20 protein-coding genes and 1 pseudogene are annotated in these 15,349 nt (G+C 40.6%); all 21 read right to left on the bottom strand.

The window, feature by feature from the left end; translation table 11 throughout:
- Nucleotides 1–81: 81 nt before the first annotated feature.
- The 21 genes and pseudogenes from HMPREF2628_RS02195 to HMPREF2628_RS10310 all read right to left on the bottom strand — a co-directional run bounded on the left by HMPREF2628_RS02195 (nucleotide 82) and on the right by HMPREF2628_RS10310 (nucleotide 15,258).
- Nucleotides 82–477 (bottom strand): helix-hairpin-helix domain-containing protein, encoded by a 396-nt coding sequence (locus tag HMPREF2628_RS02195; RefSeq protein WP_070842208.1) that lies wholly within the window; start codon nucleotides 475–477, stop codon nucleotides 82–84.
- Nucleotides 478–572: 95 nt separating this feature from the next.
- Nucleotides 573–827, bottom strand: a complete 255-nt coding sequence (locus HMPREF2628_RS02200; RefSeq protein WP_000119707.1) for a DUF1912 family protein — start codon at nucleotides 825–827, stop codon at nucleotides 573–575.
- Between the two features lie 9 nt (nucleotides 828–836).
- Nucleotides 837–2,171, bottom strand: coding sequence for a DUF438 domain-containing protein (locus HMPREF2628_RS02205; protein WP_070842209.1), 1,335 nt, complete (start codon nucleotides 2,169–2,171; stop codon nucleotides 837–839).
- Nucleotides 2,171–2,404, bottom strand: coding sequence for a DUF1858 domain-containing protein (locus HMPREF2628_RS02210; protein WP_000368739.1), 234 nt, complete (start codon nucleotides 2,402–2,404; stop codon nucleotides 2,171–2,173). Before HMPREF2628_RS02210 ends, HMPREF2628_RS02205 begins: the two co-directional genes overlap by 1 nt.
- Before the next feature lie 264 nt (nucleotides 2,405–2,668).
- Nucleotides 2,669–2,850, bottom strand: a pseudogene (locus HMPREF2628_RS02215) (hypothetical protein).
- A gap of 1 nt (nucleotide 2,851) precedes the next feature.
- Nucleotides 2,852–3,631, bottom strand: a complete 780-nt coding sequence (locus HMPREF2628_RS02220) for a hypothetical protein (protein ID WP_070842210.1) — start codon at nucleotides 3,629–3,631, stop codon at nucleotides 2,852–2,854.
- Between the two features lie 260 nt (nucleotides 3,632–3,891).
- Nucleotides 3,892–5,001, bottom strand: coding sequence for an SPFH domain-containing protein (locus HMPREF2628_RS02225; RefSeq protein WP_070842211.1), 1,110 nt, complete (start codon nucleotides 4,999–5,001; stop codon nucleotides 3,892–3,894).
- 12 nt (nucleotides 5,002–5,013) lie between these two features.
- On the bottom strand, nucleotides 5,014–5,571 hold the full coding sequence (locus HMPREF2628_RS10305; RefSeq protein ID WP_000386258.1) for a C1 domain-containing protein: 558 nt from the start codon (nucleotides 5,569–5,571) through the stop codon (nucleotides 5,014–5,016).
- 20 nt (nucleotides 5,572–5,591) lie between these two features.
- Nucleotides 5,592–6,095 carry a hypothetical protein gene (locus HMPREF2628_RS02235; RefSeq protein ID WP_070842212.1) on the bottom strand — a complete coding sequence of 168 codons (504 nt, stop codon included), beginning with the start codon at nucleotides 6,093–6,095 and terminating at the stop codon, nucleotides 5,592–5,594.
- Nucleotides 6,096–6,343: 248 nt separating this feature from the next.
- Nucleotides 6,344–6,694: a 30S ribosome-binding factor RbfA gene (rbfA, locus tag HMPREF2628_RS02240; protein WP_001273601.1), complete on the bottom strand. Its 351-nt coding sequence runs from the start codon at nucleotides 6,692–6,694 to the stop codon at nucleotides 6,344–6,346.
- Between the two features lie 250 nt (nucleotides 6,695–6,944).
- A complete protein-coding gene (gene infB / locus HMPREF2628_RS02245; protein WP_070842213.1) occupies nucleotides 6,945–9,746 on the bottom strand; it encodes a translation initiation factor IF-2 in 2,802 nt (933 codons plus the stop codon).
- A 16-nt stretch (nucleotides 9,747–9,762) separates the two neighbouring features.
- Entirely contained in the window at nucleotides 9,763–10,062 is a 300-nt protein-coding gene (locus tag HMPREF2628_RS02250; protein WP_001041392.1) for a YlxQ-related RNA-binding protein, read from the bottom strand.
- The gene (gene rnpM, locus HMPREF2628_RS02255) at nucleotides 10,055–10,348 is read right to left on the bottom strand and encodes an RNase P modulator RnpM (protein WP_070842214.1); all 294 of its coding nucleotides are present in this window, start codon (nucleotides 10,346–10,348) and stop codon (nucleotides 10,055–10,057) included. The genes HMPREF2628_RS02250 and rnpM overlap by 8 nt, the downstream gene beginning before the upstream one ends.
- 21 nt (nucleotides 10,349–10,369) lie before the next feature.
- Nucleotides 10,370–11,506 (bottom strand): transcription termination factor NusA, encoded by a 1,137-nt coding sequence (gene nusA, locus HMPREF2628_RS02260; protein WP_070842215.1) that lies wholly within the window; start codon nucleotides 11,504–11,506, stop codon nucleotides 10,370–10,372.
- A gap of 43 nt (nucleotides 11,507–11,549) precedes the next feature.
- Nucleotides 11,550–12,029: a ribosome maturation factor RimP gene (gene rimP / locus HMPREF2628_RS02265; RefSeq protein WP_070842216.1), complete on the bottom strand. Its 480-nt coding sequence runs from the start codon at nucleotides 12,027–12,029 to the stop codon at nucleotides 11,550–11,552.
- A gap of 125 nt (nucleotides 12,030–12,154) precedes the next feature.
- Nucleotides 12,155–12,790 (bottom strand): tRNA (guanosine(46)-N7)-methyltransferase TrmB, encoded by a 636-nt coding sequence (trmB, locus tag HMPREF2628_RS02270; RefSeq protein WP_001266094.1) that lies wholly within the window; start codon nucleotides 12,788–12,790, stop codon nucleotides 12,155–12,157.
- On the bottom strand, nucleotides 12,787–13,581 hold the full coding sequence (gene ccrZ, locus HMPREF2628_RS02275) for a cell cycle regulator CcrZ (protein WP_016399198.1): 795 nt from the start codon (nucleotides 13,579–13,581) through the stop codon (nucleotides 12,787–12,789). Before ccrZ ends, trmB begins: the two co-directional genes overlap by 4 nt.
- Nucleotides 13,582–13,743: 162 nt before the next feature.
- The gene (locus HMPREF2628_RS02280; protein WP_049487975.1) at nucleotides 13,744–14,355 is read right to left on the bottom strand and encodes a CPBP family intramembrane glutamic endopeptidase; all 612 of its coding nucleotides are present in this window, start codon (nucleotides 14,353–14,355) and stop codon (nucleotides 13,744–13,746) included.
- A 30-nt stretch (nucleotides 14,356–14,385) separates the two neighbouring features.
- The gene (blpZ, locus tag HMPREF2628_RS02285) at nucleotides 14,386–14,634 is read right to left on the bottom strand and encodes an immunity protein BlpZ (protein ID WP_049487976.1); all 249 of its coding nucleotides are present in this window, start codon (nucleotides 14,632–14,634) and stop codon (nucleotides 14,386–14,388) included.
- 58 nt (nucleotides 14,635–14,692) lie between these two features.
- Nucleotides 14,693–15,097 (bottom strand): immunity protein, encoded by a 405-nt coding sequence (locus tag HMPREF2628_RS02290; protein ID WP_070842217.1) that lies wholly within the window; start codon nucleotides 15,095–15,097, stop codon nucleotides 14,693–14,695.
- A complete protein-coding gene (locus HMPREF2628_RS10310) occupies nucleotides 15,094–15,258 on the bottom strand; it encodes a hypothetical protein (RefSeq protein ID WP_083320495.1) in 165 nt (54 codons plus the stop codon). Before HMPREF2628_RS10310 ends, HMPREF2628_RS02290 begins: the two co-directional genes overlap by 4 nt.
- Nucleotides 15,259–15,349: the final 91 nt, after the last annotated feature.

Genomic DNA, 15,349 nt, shown 5'->3' on the forward strand with positions numbered 1-15,349 from the left:
TCTGTAAAATGTGGGATTCAAAACACCTCTGATGGCTTTATTGTAGCAAGATTTTTTCGGAAATGCAAGGAACAAGAAAAATTACTTGAACTTGATGCCGTTTTCTTTCAATTTCTTGATGGTAGCTGGGCCGATTCCTTTCAAGGCAAGGAGTTCTTTTTCAGTCCAGTTTTTGAAATCTGAAGCAGACTTGATTCCTTCATCATAGAAAGTTTTGGCACGGTCAAGTGGAAGTCCACCCAAGTTTGCTGCAAAATCTTCTACAGAATTGGCTACTTTTTGAGCTTGCTCTTTGGTAGCTTCGACTGCTTGTTCAACTTTTTTAGAAACAACCTTACCAGCTTGGCTTGCTGACTGCTCAGCACGTTTTACGACTTTCTTTGTCTCTTCTACAACCTTAGTCACAGTACTTGAAAAGGCACCTGCGCGACGGAGGCTGTTTCGTAATTGTTTTTTACGATTGAGTTTCTTTGACATGATAAAATCCTTTCAATAAAAAACCCCTGCTCTGACAAGGATTTAATATAAATATTCTATCAAGATTTTAGTAAAAAATCAAGAATCGATCTCGTTTAATAATTTCGCTCACCGAATAAGCCTTCTGGCAAATCATGGAATCCCTTGCCTGCCTTGAAGTTTTCAAACTTACCAAGCAAGAACTGATAAGCATCCAAGCGGCTCTCATAACGAATCATGGCATCTTTGGCACGCTCGTCCTGGTCTTCTTCGTAAACTTTTTGACTTTCCTTGTGTGCCATGTCATTGATCATAATCTGGGTATTGACCCAGGCTTCAAATTCCTTCATAAATTCTTGTTCGTAACTCATTTTTTCTCCTTATTCTAATCCACGGAAATAGTCCGTGTCAATCTCACGGTAGGGCTGGATATCCTGAACATACTCCAGCACACCTTGGAATTCTCCGTTTTCATCGTGCACTGCCGCGTAAGTGATGTGGACAAACTTACCTCGTGACTCAGACTTGAACCACATTTCATACTTGTCTTTGCTTCCCTCACGAAGCCCCTTCATGATAGTCTTGACCTTGTCCAAGTACTTAGGTGGATGACAGAGTTCAACATTGCGCCCAACTTGGGACGGTGTTCGTTTGAAAATCATCTCATCAGCTGGCGTATTGTCATTATAATACTGGAAAATATCGTCTTTATTGACAAAGGTAATCTCCATGGGGAGGTGATTGAGGATGAGATTGGCCTGCTCGACTGAAAGATAGCCATTGCCAAAAGCCTGTTGACTATGGCGGTCCAACACTACTTCCTTTTCCTTAGGGGTAAAGGTAATGGTAAACTGACCTTCTGGCATATCGATAACTTGTTGAACTTGACCCTCTGCCGTATCTAACTGTACAGGCTCCTCTGCACTCTTTTCCTCAACAAAACTCTGACGTTCTGGCACCCATTTCTCAGACGGACGGATGATGGCATAGCCATAGGCGTCACTCTCCTCCGCAATCTGAAGCCAGTCATCTTGGGTGAAGGACTCAAGGAGTATCATGAGAAGAATGGACTCTTCCTTGAAAATCATACTTTCAAACTCTGTCGCAAAGGCTTCAAAAGCTTCTTTTACACTGCTAATCGGCACTTCTGGTAATGACTTGGCTGTCGCTAAAGCTGTTTGAAAGAGTTCCCTGATCTGATCATCCACTCCCCACATAACTTTGGGAGGTGAATCGTGTCCATAGCGCTCCATGATAGGGAAGAAGAGTTCTTCTTTACGTTGGTAATGAATATCAAATTGTCCCACAAGTCCCATCTGACGCACCAAGCCCTTGCGCATCTCCGCCAGCATTTCTTCATCTTCCATGGACTCATAGGTATCTAACAATCTCCGAATGCGAATCAAGGCCGCGCGGAGGGCCAGATTTTCTTCCTTAAAGACCCGTACTGGGTGACCTGGATGCTCGGTATCCTCTACTTCGACGCCCTTTACTGCATTTTTAAAAAGATTGGCATGGACATCACAGAGTTCCATGACATCTTCAAATGTGACGCCTGAGTCTGAGTTCATCAGCTCGTGCTCCATGAGGGAAATCTCTATGGCTGAGACACCTGCAAAGGTCGCATCAAAACGCTCCTGAACCGACTCAGGAGAGGCACCATTGTGCAATTCTAACAAAATATCCCGTAGGACATGAATCCGTTCATCTGCCATTAGTCTAACCCAATCACTTCGTAGCCGTTTGCTTCCAGCGTGCGGACAATCTTGTCCATAGGAGTTCCTTCAAGCTTAGAACCCTGTTTGAGTGATACTTTACGACCGACTGTGTTGCGCATCAAGGGATTAGCAAGAGGTTTAAAACCCAACTCCACTAGAATTTCCAAGACTTCTGGATGCTTGTCCACCACTTCTGCAACAGGAATTGAAACATCGATGATATTATCCATGACGACCTCCATTGAATGTTCTAAAATGATTTTACTGCTTTTATTATACCACAAGGAAAGAGATTAAAAAACTAGCAGTAAAGTTCCTGCTAGTTCTCTGCGACTTGGATTACTATCTAGATAAGTTTAAAGAGCCAATCCAATATCTTAAATAACAGCTTGTAAAACAGCAATTGGACTGCAAAAGAAATGATCATCCAAAAGAATTTCACAATTCCAATAATCGGTTTAATAAAAAGAATGGCAAGAAGACCCAGAAAAATTTCATTCTCTCTCCTCTGGCTTAATGAGCCACCGAGCCGTATCCATTAACTTGTCTGCAATAAAGAGTTTCCCAGACCGACAACGGCATGGTCATCTTTCTTTATCGTTTTCATGACTTTTACACCTTGCATGGTCAAAAAGTAATTCCCGTAAGTTTTAGCTAGAGTTTTTATGAGGCCCATTTTACTCACCTTCGATGATTTCAGCTTCTTTTCTGATTGTTTCAACATCTTCTTGATATTGAACTTCACTATAATTGACTAGTTTAGACAATTCTTTCTGCAAGCTTTCACCCATCGGTTTCATAGTTGCAAAAGTTAAACCACCTGAAATGATACCTCCCAAGATAGGTATGAATTTCCCCATTCCTTTGGCCAGCCCTCCCTTGGTCAGATTCACACCAAATATTCTTAAGACTTTTTTCAAAATGGGGTACCAAAGCGTCTTGGTTAAAGCTTTATTAGGTACTGTTTTCATTACCTGTTTAGCAATTGTTATACCACCAGCACGTAGCAAGGCAGCGGTTCCATTCACCCCCAACATGACGCCAAGATAAAGCAAGAGGGTATTTTGAGCATCTTCACCCAATTCCTCGCGTGAAGCCCAAAGATCCTCATAACCATAAATATAACCTAATTCTTGAGCCAATTTCAGAGAGAAACCATAAAATTGAGCCACATCAGCTGGAATGGTAATTGCCATAGCAATCCCTCCAGGTAATCCTGCCAAAACAGAAGTTCCACTCGCTAATAAAACATTATCCCTAATACAGGTATTAGCCACTCGATCTAATATTTCTTGAGATAAGAGAGACGTTGGTCCTTGTTCTAATAAAGTAGGAATGTCCTGTGGATCCAATTCTTTGGAAAACTTATCCACTAAAAATTTCGAACGATCAACCTTAACAACAGGTAGTTTCACCACTTGTTGCAATACTTGCATAGCCAACTCTTGTTCAGCCATATACAAACTCCTTTTACTTCTGTAAGTTATATTCTATGATAGCATACTCTTTTAAAGTATTTTCAAATTCCCCTCAAAAATTTTCAAAAAATCCTTAGCAACTTATTTGTTAAAGATTTTTAATAGTCTTTGTAGAGACAGATCGAATATTCAACCCCTACCTTTACAACATGATATTCTATCTGTGAATGATAGTCTATTATTGTCTCACCTAAAATGTTCCTTGAATACACACTAACTATGAACTTTCGAGCTTCATCTTATAAATCCATAATTTCTTTTTTCTTTCGATCAAATTCTTCCTGAGATAGTATCCCTGCATCTAAAAGAGATTTTAGTTTTGTAAGGGCTTCGATTTGTTCATCTAATGATAAACTTGCTTTCATGGCTTTTTCATCTAAACTTTGAGCCATATTCATTCCAAATATCATTCCAGCACTATCACCTAGACCATGTTGCTCCACTCCTGATGCAATTTTTTGTTGTGCTGCAATATTAGAAGATTTCTGCGATACATCATCATAAGCTTTTAAATTCATCTTATTTGATGAAAATTGTTTAACCAATTCCTTAGATTCTGGTGAGAACTCAATATTAGCAATGGCAACTTTTACAATCTCAAATCCAAAACGTTCTTTCCAAGTCCCTGCATACTGTCCATCATTCGATACTTGTGTTGCAAGAACTGCAGCTTGTGAGGGTAATTGTGAAATACGATAAGTTGTTGACAAAGAATTAAGTGCAACAATAAAAGATTGAAGAAATTCTGTTACTATTTGTGATCTAGCTTGAGCGCTATCAAAGGTATAATAAGTCACATTGGCAGGAAGAAAGTTTCTGATAAATTGCTTAGCATCTGTAATTTGGATAGAAAATGTTCCAAAAGCACGTACTTCTAAATCTGTCCCATAAAACAAATCATTATACATGACTGGACCGCGAGTCCCAAATTTAATATCACGAATTTCTCTCAAATTAACAAAACAAATCTGTTTTTGCTGATCACTTTGACCACCGAATCCAACACGATTAACAACATTATCAAACAGTGACTTTTTCAATCCATCACCGTTAAAAACACTGCTCTCACCATTTTGGTATTCATATCCACCTGGTTCTGTAATAATTTCCTCGATACCAGACTGACTAAAGATAAAGGCAGCAGTATTTTCTGGAATAAAAATCTTGGATCCGTTCGAAATAACACCTACAGATCCCTTCGTATTGACACCCCTACCATTATTATTTTCTTGAACAATACCTGGACTTACAGCTGTATGTTCATCAAAAGCTTGAACTGTGATAATTTCTTTCCACTGATCTGCAAATGTCCCACCAATAGAATCTGTGATTGCTTTTATCAACCCCATTTAATTGCCCCCTTATAAACTCTGCTCCATATCACAATAGGCACATCTCACTGTTTGCTTCACTTGACCTGATAAAGGTGCTCCACAAAAGCTACACTTGGTTGAAATCTTTTCTGGCTCTGCATCCTTAATCCCGAGCCCTGCTTTAAAAGTGTCAAATGTATCCTTAAATGTTTCTGCCAAAACATCTGCTCCAAACAAGCTACTATCTCCCAAGGTTTCAAAATTACTTGTATCACCTGAAATCAATTTAATAATGTTTCTAGCCCACTTGTCAGTATCCTTAGTATTATTAAATGCAAAGATAGCTTGTCCGCCATTATAATAAATTTCCAACCGTTTCACACCATTGGTTTTGGTTACTGAAACTTGAGGTTTCCCTTCAAAAATTTTAATCTGGTTAATGGGAATGGTAACTTGGTCTTTTTTTCCTCCCCATAAACCTTTTTTGATATATATTAAGTGTAGATTCGTTAAAATTAATTCATCTGTAGACAAACCATTTTTCCCAAAACTCACATGGTCACTATTCATAACCATGTATTCATGTGGCAATAATTGATAATCCATATTGAACTCCACTCTTCCTATTAAAGACTAGCTTTCCACTGCTCCACTTGTTCATGTAGATTATCACGATAATCTTTTAGAGTCTTAATCACTTCTTCTTTCCCTTGAATCGGTGCTTTCTTTAGTGGACCATATTGTTTTTTCAAATCTTCCATTTCTTTTTTAGTGCTATCTTTTAGTTCTTGGATAGCAGCGCTATCTTCTAAAACAGTTCCTTTAAAGGCTTCGTCTGCTTCTGTATAGTAATTATCGATTATTTTCTCATTCATAATCAAGTAATCTTCATAAGTTTTTATAGACTCAATTGTCGCATCACTAACATCTTGTGGGTTGAAATCGCCTGAACTGAGTTTTTCTTTTGCTTTGGCAAGCAACCCTTTCTTTTCAGAACTACTAGATGAAGCTTCTGTTTGATTCTCACTAGAAGAGCTACTTGTTTTTTCAGATAGAGAACTACAAGCAACTAGGGTAGAGACGGAAAGACATAGCAAAGCTAAACGACAAACTTTTTTTACATTATTCATTAATAGAATCTCCTTTTATTTATGAAATCATCATATCATATTTGCTAAAAAAAAAAAGCATTTTCTAATTAGCTAACATTTAAAAATACAGAATTCTAGTTATAGTATATTGAATCTAGAATAGTAGGAAACGATTGCTAAAACATTTTTAGAAATTAATTTGATTTTCAATCCACTATAAAAGAATATTTTCCCATTTCAAATTCCACCTATTTTCCTCCACCAAAAAAGAGGGTTGCCCCTCTTTCTTAGTTCTTATCCAGATTGCGTAGCATTTCGTCAATCTTGTTTCCATATTCGATGGATTCGTCTTTGACGAAGGTCAAATCTGGGATTTTGTACAATTTCAAATTGCGACCAAGTTCACGTTTGATGGTACCAGTTGCTTTTTCAAGTCCAATTTGGGCTTTCTGGTTATCTGAAGCAAGGTTACTCAAAATGGTGTAGTAAACCTTGGCAACAGACAAGTCACCCAGCATCTGAACATCTGTGATGGTCACGCCTTGGACACGCGGATCACGGACTTTCTTTTGCAAAATCTCATTGACTTCACGCTTGATTTCCATGCCCACACGATCCGTACGGAAATGATTTGCCATGATATTCCTTTCTCTACTTTGAACCAAAAGCTAGGCCAGCAGACCTAGCTATTTTTAAACTTATTGATTTTCAGTTCAAATTGAAACGAAGTTCAATTTGAAATCATCTGCTTCTTTCGCCGTGGTGAAAGTGATGGAACTGATTTATCAGTCCCATCACAGGGGATTTTTGAGACTCTAGACTCAAAAATAAGCAATGAAACCATTGGTTTGCTTGCGTCCCTCACCACCTAAGAAAGGAGCTAAAATCTTATCGTTTGATTTCTTCCATGACATACGCCTCAATCACATCATCCATCTTGATATCATTGTAGCCATCGATCATCAATCCACCTTCACGACCGTTTGTAACTTCTTTGACGTCGTCTTTGTAGTGTTTCAAGCTTGCGAGTTCGCCGTCATAGATAACGACACCGTCACGGATAACACGGACTTTAGAGTCACGGGTAACCTTACCGTTAATAACCATGAATCCACCGATGGTTCCCACTTTAGACACCTTGAAGGTTTCACGAATAACTGCTTCACCGATAACTTTTTCTTCGAATTCTGGATCAAGCATCCCTTTCATGGCTTCTTCCATCTCTTCGATAACCTTGTAGATAATGCTGTGAAGACGGATTTCCACATCGTCAGCTTCTGCTTGTTGACGAGCTTGTGGTGTAGGGCGTACGTTGAAACCAACGATAAAGGCATTTGAAGCTTCGGCAAGAGTCACGTCTGATTCGTTGATGGCACCAACCGCTGAGTGAACGATGGTAACTTTGACACCTTCTACGTCGATCTTTTGAAGTGAGGCAGAAAGGGCTTCAACAGAACCTTGTACGTCTGCCTTGATGATGACGTTAACTGACTTGAGTTCACCAGCTTTAAGGGTATCAAAGAGGTTTTCAAGGCTGACACGTTGGGTAGCTTGACGTTGTTTCATGAGGGCACGTTTCGCACGTTCTTCACCTGCTGCACGCGCAGATTTTTCATCTTCGTAAACGGCAAAGTGGTCACCTGCCATCGGTGCTTCGTTCAAACCTGTTATTGAAACTGGTGTTGATGGTCCAGCAACCTTAACACGACGTCCAAGGTCATTGGTCATAGCACGGACACGACCGAAGGTATTTCCGACAACGATTGGGTCTTGAACATTCAAGGTACCTTGTTGAACAAGTAGGGTTGCGACCGCACCTTTTCCTTTATCCAAGCGCGCTTCGATAACTGTACCGATCGCGCGCACTGTTGGGTCTGCCTTGAGTTCTTGGATTTCAGCTACAAGAAGGACTGTTTCCAACAATTCTTCGATATTTTGGTTGAATTTAGCTGAGATTTCAACAAATTCAGAATCTCCACCCCAAGCAGTTGACATAACACCATGCTCTGCCAATTCACCGATAACGCGTTCTGGGTTAGCACCTGGTTTATCAATCTTGTTAATAGCTACGATGATTGGAACGTTGGCCGCTTTTGAGTGGTTAATGGCTTCGATAGTCTGAGGCATAACCCCGTCATCTGCCGCTACGACCAAGATAGTAATATCGGTAACAGATGCACCACGCGCACGCATAGATGTAAAGGCCGCGTGTCCTGGTGTATCAAGGAAGGTAATCTTCTTACCATTTTCCACGATTTGGTAGGCACCGATATGCTGAGTGATACCACCTGCTTCACCTGTCGCAACACGAGAGTTACGGAGGGTATCTAGGAGTGTTGTTTTACCGTGGTCAACGTGTCCCATGATGGTTACAACTGGTGGGCGCTCAACTAATTCATCTTCATTGAGATAACCATCTTCGACAAAGAAACGTTCGATGTCGGCATTATCCACTTCAACTTTTTGTTTGGCTTCGATACCATAATCCACCATGAGGAGTTCAATTGTTTCCCCATCCAAGGATTGGTTTTGTGTGGCCATGACACCCATCATAAAGAGTTTCTTAACGATTTCAGCTGGTTCACGTTTGATACGTTTTGCGATTTCCGCAACGGTCATACCATCTGTATATTCAAATTCTGTTGGCAATTCATGAAATTTACGCTCTGTAACAGGTTTTGGAGTCTGATTACGGTTGTTCTTGTTATTGCCTTTTTTGTTCTTTTTGTTGTTATTCCAGTTACTATTCTTTTGATTTCTCACTTGATTTTGACTACTTCGATTCTTTTGTTGTTTTCTAGGACCATCTTCTTCGTGATCATAATCGTCACGATTTTTGTCTGGTCGAGCTTGTTTTTTACGACGTGTATCCACTGGCGCTTCTTTAGCTACAGGAGCTGGTTTAACCACTGCTTGAACTTGCTGTTCTTGTTGCGCTTGCTCAGCTAACTTAGCCACTTCTTCAAAGATTTCCTCTGGCTCCTTGCGTTTGTTTGCTTGGGCCAAGGCTTCTTTGGCAGCCTGAGTCTGTTTGAAACGTTCCTCACTTGAACGGGCATATTCTGCATTTTGCTCTGCTTTTAGGGCTGCTGCACGGGCTTTAAAGTCAACACGTGGAGCCGCTTGATTTGGACGTTTGTCCTCTTGTTGACGGCGCTCATTACCACGATTTTGCTGACCTTGCTGTTTCTTAGCTTGGTCATTAAAGCGACGATTGTCGCGATTGCCTTGACCTTGTTTTCCACCATTACGGCCATCGTTTTTCTGACGGTTGCCGTTTTGTTGTTGGTCACGGTTATTGCCCTTGTTTTGCTTGCGTCGTTCTGCCTGCTCTTTGGCACGGGCTTCACGCTCAGCCTTGAAATTACGGCTTTGCGGTTTAGCTGCTACTTTTTCTGTTTTAAGAGCGACTGGCTCAGCAGGTTTTGCCTCTGCCTTAGCTACAGCTGGTTTAGCTGGCTCAGATTTTTCGGCTTTCTTTTCTGCACTTGATTTTGGTGTTGCAGGCTTTACTTCTGCTTTCGGAGCAGCTGCAGGCTTAAAGCTGGCAGCTATTTTTGCAGCGACAGCTTCTTCCACACTTGATGAGTGGCTTTTCACATCCAAGCCCAACTCTTTTGCACGCGCTACAACCTCTTTACTTTCTTTTCCAAGTTCTTTTGCGATTTCGTACAATCTTTTCTTAGACAAATCATGTCCTCCTCTTCTATTCCATAAGAGACCTCATTTTCTTTGTAAATCCAGCATCTGTCACAGCCAAAACCTTTCTCGATTTCCCGACTGCTATGCTTAATTCCAGTGTTGAAAACACGGTTACAATTTCTACTTGATAATAGTGACTTTTATCTTGAATCTTCTTGGTCAGATTGGGTCCAGCATCATGGGCTAGAAAGACCATCTTGGCCTTGCCATCTTGAATGGCCTTGACCACCAATTCCTCACCCGATATAATTCGCCCTGCTCGCTGAGCCAGTCCCAAGAGATTGCTTATCTTTTGCTTATTCAAGTCCTAACTCTCTTCTTTTTACTTTGTGATCCACATAAGCGATCAACTCATCATAAAAGCTTTCTTCCACTTCCATGTCAAAGCTACGGTTAAAGACTTTCTTCTTTTTAGCCTCTAGGGCTTCTTTATTGTCTAGCTTGATATAAGCGCCACGGCCATTGGCCTTGCCTGTCGGATCAATAAAGACTTGTCCTTCCTTGTTCTTGACAATGCGGAGCAAATCACGCTTATCAATCACTTCGTTTGATACAACAGACTTGCGCAAAGGGATTTTTCTCATTTTCATCTTTCCCTCCTCTAGCAACTTTTATTCTTCTACAGTATCGTTTTCTGCTTCCAAATCTACCGAACCAGCTTCTTCCATGGCTTCAAATTCGCTAGCAGACTTGATATCGATACGGTAACCAGTCAAGTGAGCTGCCAAGCGAACGTTTTGTCCACGACGACCGATGGCAAGAGAAAGCTTGTTATCAGGAACAACCACCAAGGCACGTTTGCTGTCGTTTTCATCAAAGATAACTTGATCAACCTCAGCAGGAGCGATGGCATTGTAGATAAATTCAGCTGGATCTGCTATCCACTCGATAACGTCGATGTTTTCTTCGATTGGGATCATACGGTCGCTCTTAGCATCGTAGCGAGCTGGGTGGAACTTACTAGTAATCTTCTTGATATTCGCTCCACCGCGTCCAACGATTGTTCCGATAGCGTCCACGTTTGGATTATGGCTACGAACGGCAACCTTAGTACGGTCACCAGCTTCACGAGCCACGCTCATGATTTCAACAGTTCCATCATAAACTTCTGGAATTTCTTGCTCCATCAAGCGTTTGATCATTTCTGGATGGCTACGGCTAACAAAGACGTTGACACCGCGAGGGTTGTCTTCAACCTTGTAGACATACACTTCGATACGATCATGAGAAGCAAAAACTTCACCAGGTATTTGATCTTGTTTTGACAATTGGGCTTCGATGCTGCCGAGATTGACATAGATAAAGCGGTTGTCAAAGCGTTCTACTGTACCAGACATGATTTCTTGCTCATGTTCTTTGTAAGTATTGTAAGTGATGGCACGTGTTTGCTTGCGCATTTTTTCCATGATGGTTTGTTTGGCAGATTGAGCTGCTACACGACCAAACTCAGCAGGTGCTTCTTCAAACTTGATTTTGTCACCAAGTTCATAGGCTGAATTAATGGCAAGAGCATCTTTCAAGCTGATTTCCAAACGGCTATCAAATACTTCATCAACCACTTCACGGACAGTATAAACGGTAAAGTCACCTGTTTTTTCGTTGAAGTCAATAGCTACGCTGTCTGATTGACCATAGCGTCTGCGATAAGCGGAACGAAGCGACTCTACTACTGCGTCGATGATGTCTTCTTTTTTGATTCCCTTGTCTTCTTCCAAAATGCGGAAGGCCTCTAGCATTTCTTTACTCATGTTTTCTTCACTTTTGAATCCTCAAAAGCTATCCTTTCTTTTTCTATAATTTTACTGCTAAACGTGCTTTTGATACTAAACTGTATGGAATTTGGACAGTTTTCTTACGCGTCTTGTCCATATATTCCATAGTCAACTCGTCTTCTTCGAAGGCCAACAAGGTTCCTTCAAAGACCTTTTGCTTATCGATGGCTTGGTAGAGCCCGACATGGATGTATTTCCCAACTGCTCCAGCAACGGAATCCTTGGTTTTTAAAGGACGTTCCAAGCCTGGACTGGTGATTTCTAGGAAATATTGTTCTGGGAAGGGATCTGGCTTGATGGTGTCTAGGACAGGACTGATAATTTCTGTCAAGTCTGCTGTGTCGTTCAAGGTAATTCCTTCAGGTTTATCTACAAAAATACTGAGAATCATGTCACTGCCAATCTTTCCATACTCGATATCCACGAGTTCGAAAGGTGCTTCTATGACAGGTTCTACAACTTCTCTGACTAATTCTACGATTGTTGCGATTGCGTCCACCTCCTCATAAGCAAGAGGCGAAGATATTTCCCCGCCTCACTTTTCATATTCTTGCTACTAGTATAGCACGTTTGCCAACTTATGTAAAGCAAAAGCACTTATACAGCCTGATTTTAGGCTATTTCTTAAAATTCTGCCTCAACTCGGTAGATAACTTGACCCTTATTGGAGAATTTTTGCTCGTATTCTGTCATGACATTGCCTTCAAAATCACTGGCATGTAAATCAAGCCAGACGCCATTGAGCTTCATGCCATACTGAGAAAAGCTCACTAGGCTGTACTCAAACAAGCCACGGTTATCCGTCTTGAAATGAATTTCTCCATTTTCAGGCAAGATACGCTTGAAAGTATCCAAGAAGGTCTTGTAGGTCAAACGACGCTTTTCATGGCGTTTCTTCGGCCATGGATCTGAAAAATTCAGATACAAGCGATCAATCTCACCGTCTTCAAAGTAGTCGGTCAAGTCAGAACCATCTACCCACAAGAGCTTGATATTAGGCACTCCAACTTCAAGCACCTTGTCCAAAGCATAACTCAAAACAGACTTTTGAATATCAATCCCGATATAGTTGATGTCAGGGTTTTGCTTGGCCATACCTGAAACAAAGGCACCCTTTCCACTTCCAACTTCCACATGAATGGGATTATCATTGCCAAACAAGTCCCGCCATTTTCCCTTGGCTTCTAAGGGATTGAGGACCACATACTGAGGATTTGCCTCTAGTAATTCTGTCGCCCCTTTACGATTTCTAACTCTCATCTTCTCTTTCCATACTTGTCTCGGAAGTGACGCAAGCCATGAATCTCCCGATTGACATTTTCTAAATCTTGGTTCATATAATACTTGGAAATCTGGCTCAAGTAAGATAATTGACCGTACCAATACAATTTACTTAATACCGTTTGATTGTACTTGTAACCGTAGTAGGTCAACCATTCCTTCCACTGATGTTCTGGAATATAATGGCAGAGCATATGGGCCACATCAAACATGCGATCGGTCAAGCGAACCGAATCCCAATCTACCAAATAAATTAAGCCACTGTCTGTCTCAATCCAATTACTATGTCGTACATCTCCATGGACAATGGTCGCATGGTCCTCTCTAAATCCTGGAATAGTCTGACGTAAATCAGCCATCACTTCACTGATAAAATGATTTTTACGCAAAGCATCTGGAGCCGTTTCCTGCCAAGACTGTAGTAAATCTACAGGTGTTTCCATGGCATATCCCAAACGACTCAACTGCGTCATCAAAGGACGTGAGCGATGAAGGCGGGTTAAAATATTGACGATTTGCTTACGATTCATATCATAGGGGGTCAATATCTTGCCTGTCAACCACTCTTGAGCACACATATCACGCCCATCTGCCAAACGGCGACTCCATAATAATTGTGGAGCAATTTGTTCTCTAGCTAGACCAGGTAGGATTGGAGAGGTGTTCATTTTTACAAAGATACGCTTCCCATCAGGATAGCTACCCATATAAGCCTTGCCACTCTTCCCAGGTATGGGAGTCAGTGTTAGCTCATTATCACCCAAATCCATTTCTTTCCTCCGTATAAAGTTTCCTTACTATTCTACTAGTTTTTGGCCTATTCGTCAACCGCTCCACGCCCGATTCTCAAAGAAAAGCATCTCAATTGGCTCGGGCTATCATTATAGAAAGAAAAAGGTAAGCACCATCTTCGGCTTACCTTTTCATGATTTTTATAAATAATATAAGAGTGGCAAACTGTTGTAAAACATATGGACTAGAGTAGAAACCCACAAATTTTGGCTCTTTTTATAAGCAAAGCCCAGCAACAAGCCCCCCAGTAGATAATAGAAAAATGAAGGCACGTCATAAGGTTCATGCATGAAAGAAAAGAGAGAGGAAGTCAGTACAAGTCCTAGCCAAGAATTGTCAAAAAACGCACCCTGAAGAAGTCCTCTAAACAGGAGTTCCTCATGGATAGGTGCCAAAACCGTGACATTTACAATAAAGGAAAGCGAAAGTCCATTACTCGTTTTCTCAAGGTGTTGAGCCGAAGCACCAGAAGCAACTGAGAAAAAGGCATGATAGCCTATATTTACCAGCACCGTGAGAAGAAAGATTCCAATGAAGAGCAAGAGTTGCTTCTTACTTAAAACCCCGAAAGAAATCATATCAAACCATCTCGCATAGCCAATACTAAGGCAAAGCAAGAGACTCTTTACAACAATGAATGTGTACTGGTGTTGAAAATAATCTCCTTGATTGACGGAATATCCCGCCGCACCAACGATTGCAAATACTAAAAATCCCAAAAACAAGGCATGGCACTTATTAAAAATGGCCATAAAACTATCCTCCTCACCAAACAGACTTTCCTACACGTCATTCTTTAGTTCTAGCCTTTCCAAAACAAACCATTTTAGTAACCAGAATCCGATCACATAACCCCACCCTAAGAAGATAACCATTAAAGCCAGCATGGAATTTAGGGAATTAAAGACCACCGCAAATACAAAGGTTAGCACAAAAACGTTAAAGGCAATGGTGTCAGAAGCCAAGACTAGAATATAAGGTGTCAACCGGTCTAAGGTTTTGGAATCTAGGAAAAATAAGTGTTTATACATGATAACCTCCTCCTGCCAGTCTATAGACTAGCCCCAGATTAAGAAGAAAACTCTTCCCCTACTTTTTATAATACTTCAATCCCCAAATGAGCAAAAGCATGATAAGCAAGCAGAGAACAGCGCCAATATAGGCAATTAATTGTTGATAGAATTCTCCTGCTGTGATACCTCTATACAAACAAATAATAGACATAAAGCCTGTCAAGCCGATGAACATAAGTTGATTGGTTCTAGGACTAACCAAATCATCATCTTCAAACTCTCTTATCCTCATTTCCCTAGTGAGGTAAACAGTGAGCAAAATGGAAGCTAAGTTAATAACCACTAAAAGAAATTGGAAAACTAAGGAAAAATTTAAAAACTGACGAGATAGAAATAGATAAGTAGAGACAATCAAGGGCAACTGACCTAGGAACAATCTCATAAGGAAGATGTTCCGTTTTTTAGCAAGAAAAGTTTTCATTTCTTTGCTCCTTTCTTTTTAGTTAAAGCAAGATAGATCATAACAGCAATCACATAGGCTATGGTATAAAATAGATGATACCAAGCACTCTCTCTAAGCGGATATAGAAAGATAGACATGATTAGATACAAGATGAAAATGACAAGTATTTTTTTCTTCATAAGATTTCCTCCTGAATCTTTGTTGAGCTAGAACCTTTACACTGCTAGTATAGCACTCATTTTGACCTTGGATTACTCAAATCATAAATGG

Origin of the sequence: Streptococcus sp. HMSC063B03, assembly GCF_001836965.1 — a bacterium.
Taxonomy (GTDB): Bacteria; Bacillota; Bacilli; order Lactobacillales; family Streptococcaceae; genus Streptococcus; species Streptococcus pneumoniae_F.

Coding starts and splice junctions, on each gene's coding strand:
- HMPREF2628_RS02195 (WP_070842208.1), bottom strand. CDS start 477: ATGTCAAAGAAACTCAATCGTAAAAAACAATTACGAAACAGCCTCCGT.
- HMPREF2628_RS02200 (WP_000119707.1), bottom strand. CDS start 827: ATGAGTTACGAACAAGAATTTATGAAGGAATTTGAAGCCTGGGTCAAT.
- HMPREF2628_RS02205 (WP_070842209.1), bottom strand. CDS start 2,171: ATGGCAGATGAACGGATTCATGTCCTACGGGATATTTTGTTAGAATTG.
- HMPREF2628_RS02210 (WP_000368739.1), bottom strand. CDS start 2,404: ATGGATAATATCATCGATGTTTCAATTCCTGTTGCAGAAGTGGTGGAC.
- HMPREF2628_RS02220 (WP_070842210.1), bottom strand. CDS start 3,631: ATGGCTGAACAAGAGTTGGCTATGCAAGTATTGCAACAAGTGGTGAAA.
- HMPREF2628_RS02225 (WP_070842211.1), bottom strand. CDS start 5,001: ATGGGGTTGATAAAAGCAATCACAGATTCTATTGGTGGGACATTTGCA.
- HMPREF2628_RS10305 (WP_000386258.1), bottom strand. CDS start 5,571: ATGGATTATCAATTATTGCCACATGAATACATGGTTATGAATAGTGAC.
- HMPREF2628_RS02235 (WP_070842212.1), bottom strand. CDS start 6,095: ATGAATAATGTAAAAAAAGTTTGTCGTTTAGCTTTGCTATGTCTTTCC.
- rbfA (WP_001273601.1), bottom strand. CDS start 6,694: ATGGCAAATCATTTCCGTACGGATCGTGTGGGCATGGAAATCAAGCGT.
- rnpM (WP_070842214.1), bottom strand. CDS start 10,348: ATGAAAATGAGAAAAATCCCTTTGCGCAAGTCTGTTGTATCAAACGAA.
- nusA (WP_070842215.1), bottom strand. CDS start 11,506: ATGAGTAAAGAAATGCTAGAGGCCTTCCGCATTTTGGAAGAAGACAAG.
- trmB (WP_001266094.1), bottom strand. CDS start 12,790: ATGAGAGTTAGAAATCGTAAAGGGGCGACAGAATTACTAGAGGCAAAT.
- ccrZ (WP_016399198.1), bottom strand. CDS start 13,581: ATGGATTTGGGTGATAATGAGCTAACACTGACTCCCATACCTGGGAAG.
- HMPREF2628_RS02280 (WP_049487975.1), bottom strand. CDS start 14,355: ATGGCCATTTTTAATAAGTGCCATGCCTTGTTTTTGGGATTTTTAGTA.
- blpZ (WP_049487976.1), bottom strand. CDS start 14,634: ATGTATAAACACTTATTTTTCCTAGATTCCAAAACCTTAGACCGGTTG.
- HMPREF2628_RS02290 (WP_070842217.1), bottom strand. CDS start 15,097: ATGAAAACTTTTCTTGCTAAAAAACGGAACATCTTCCTTATGAGATTG.
- HMPREF2628_RS10310 (WP_083320495.1), bottom strand. CDS start 15,258: ATGAAGAAAAAAATACTTGTCATTTTCATCTTGTATCTAATCATGTCT.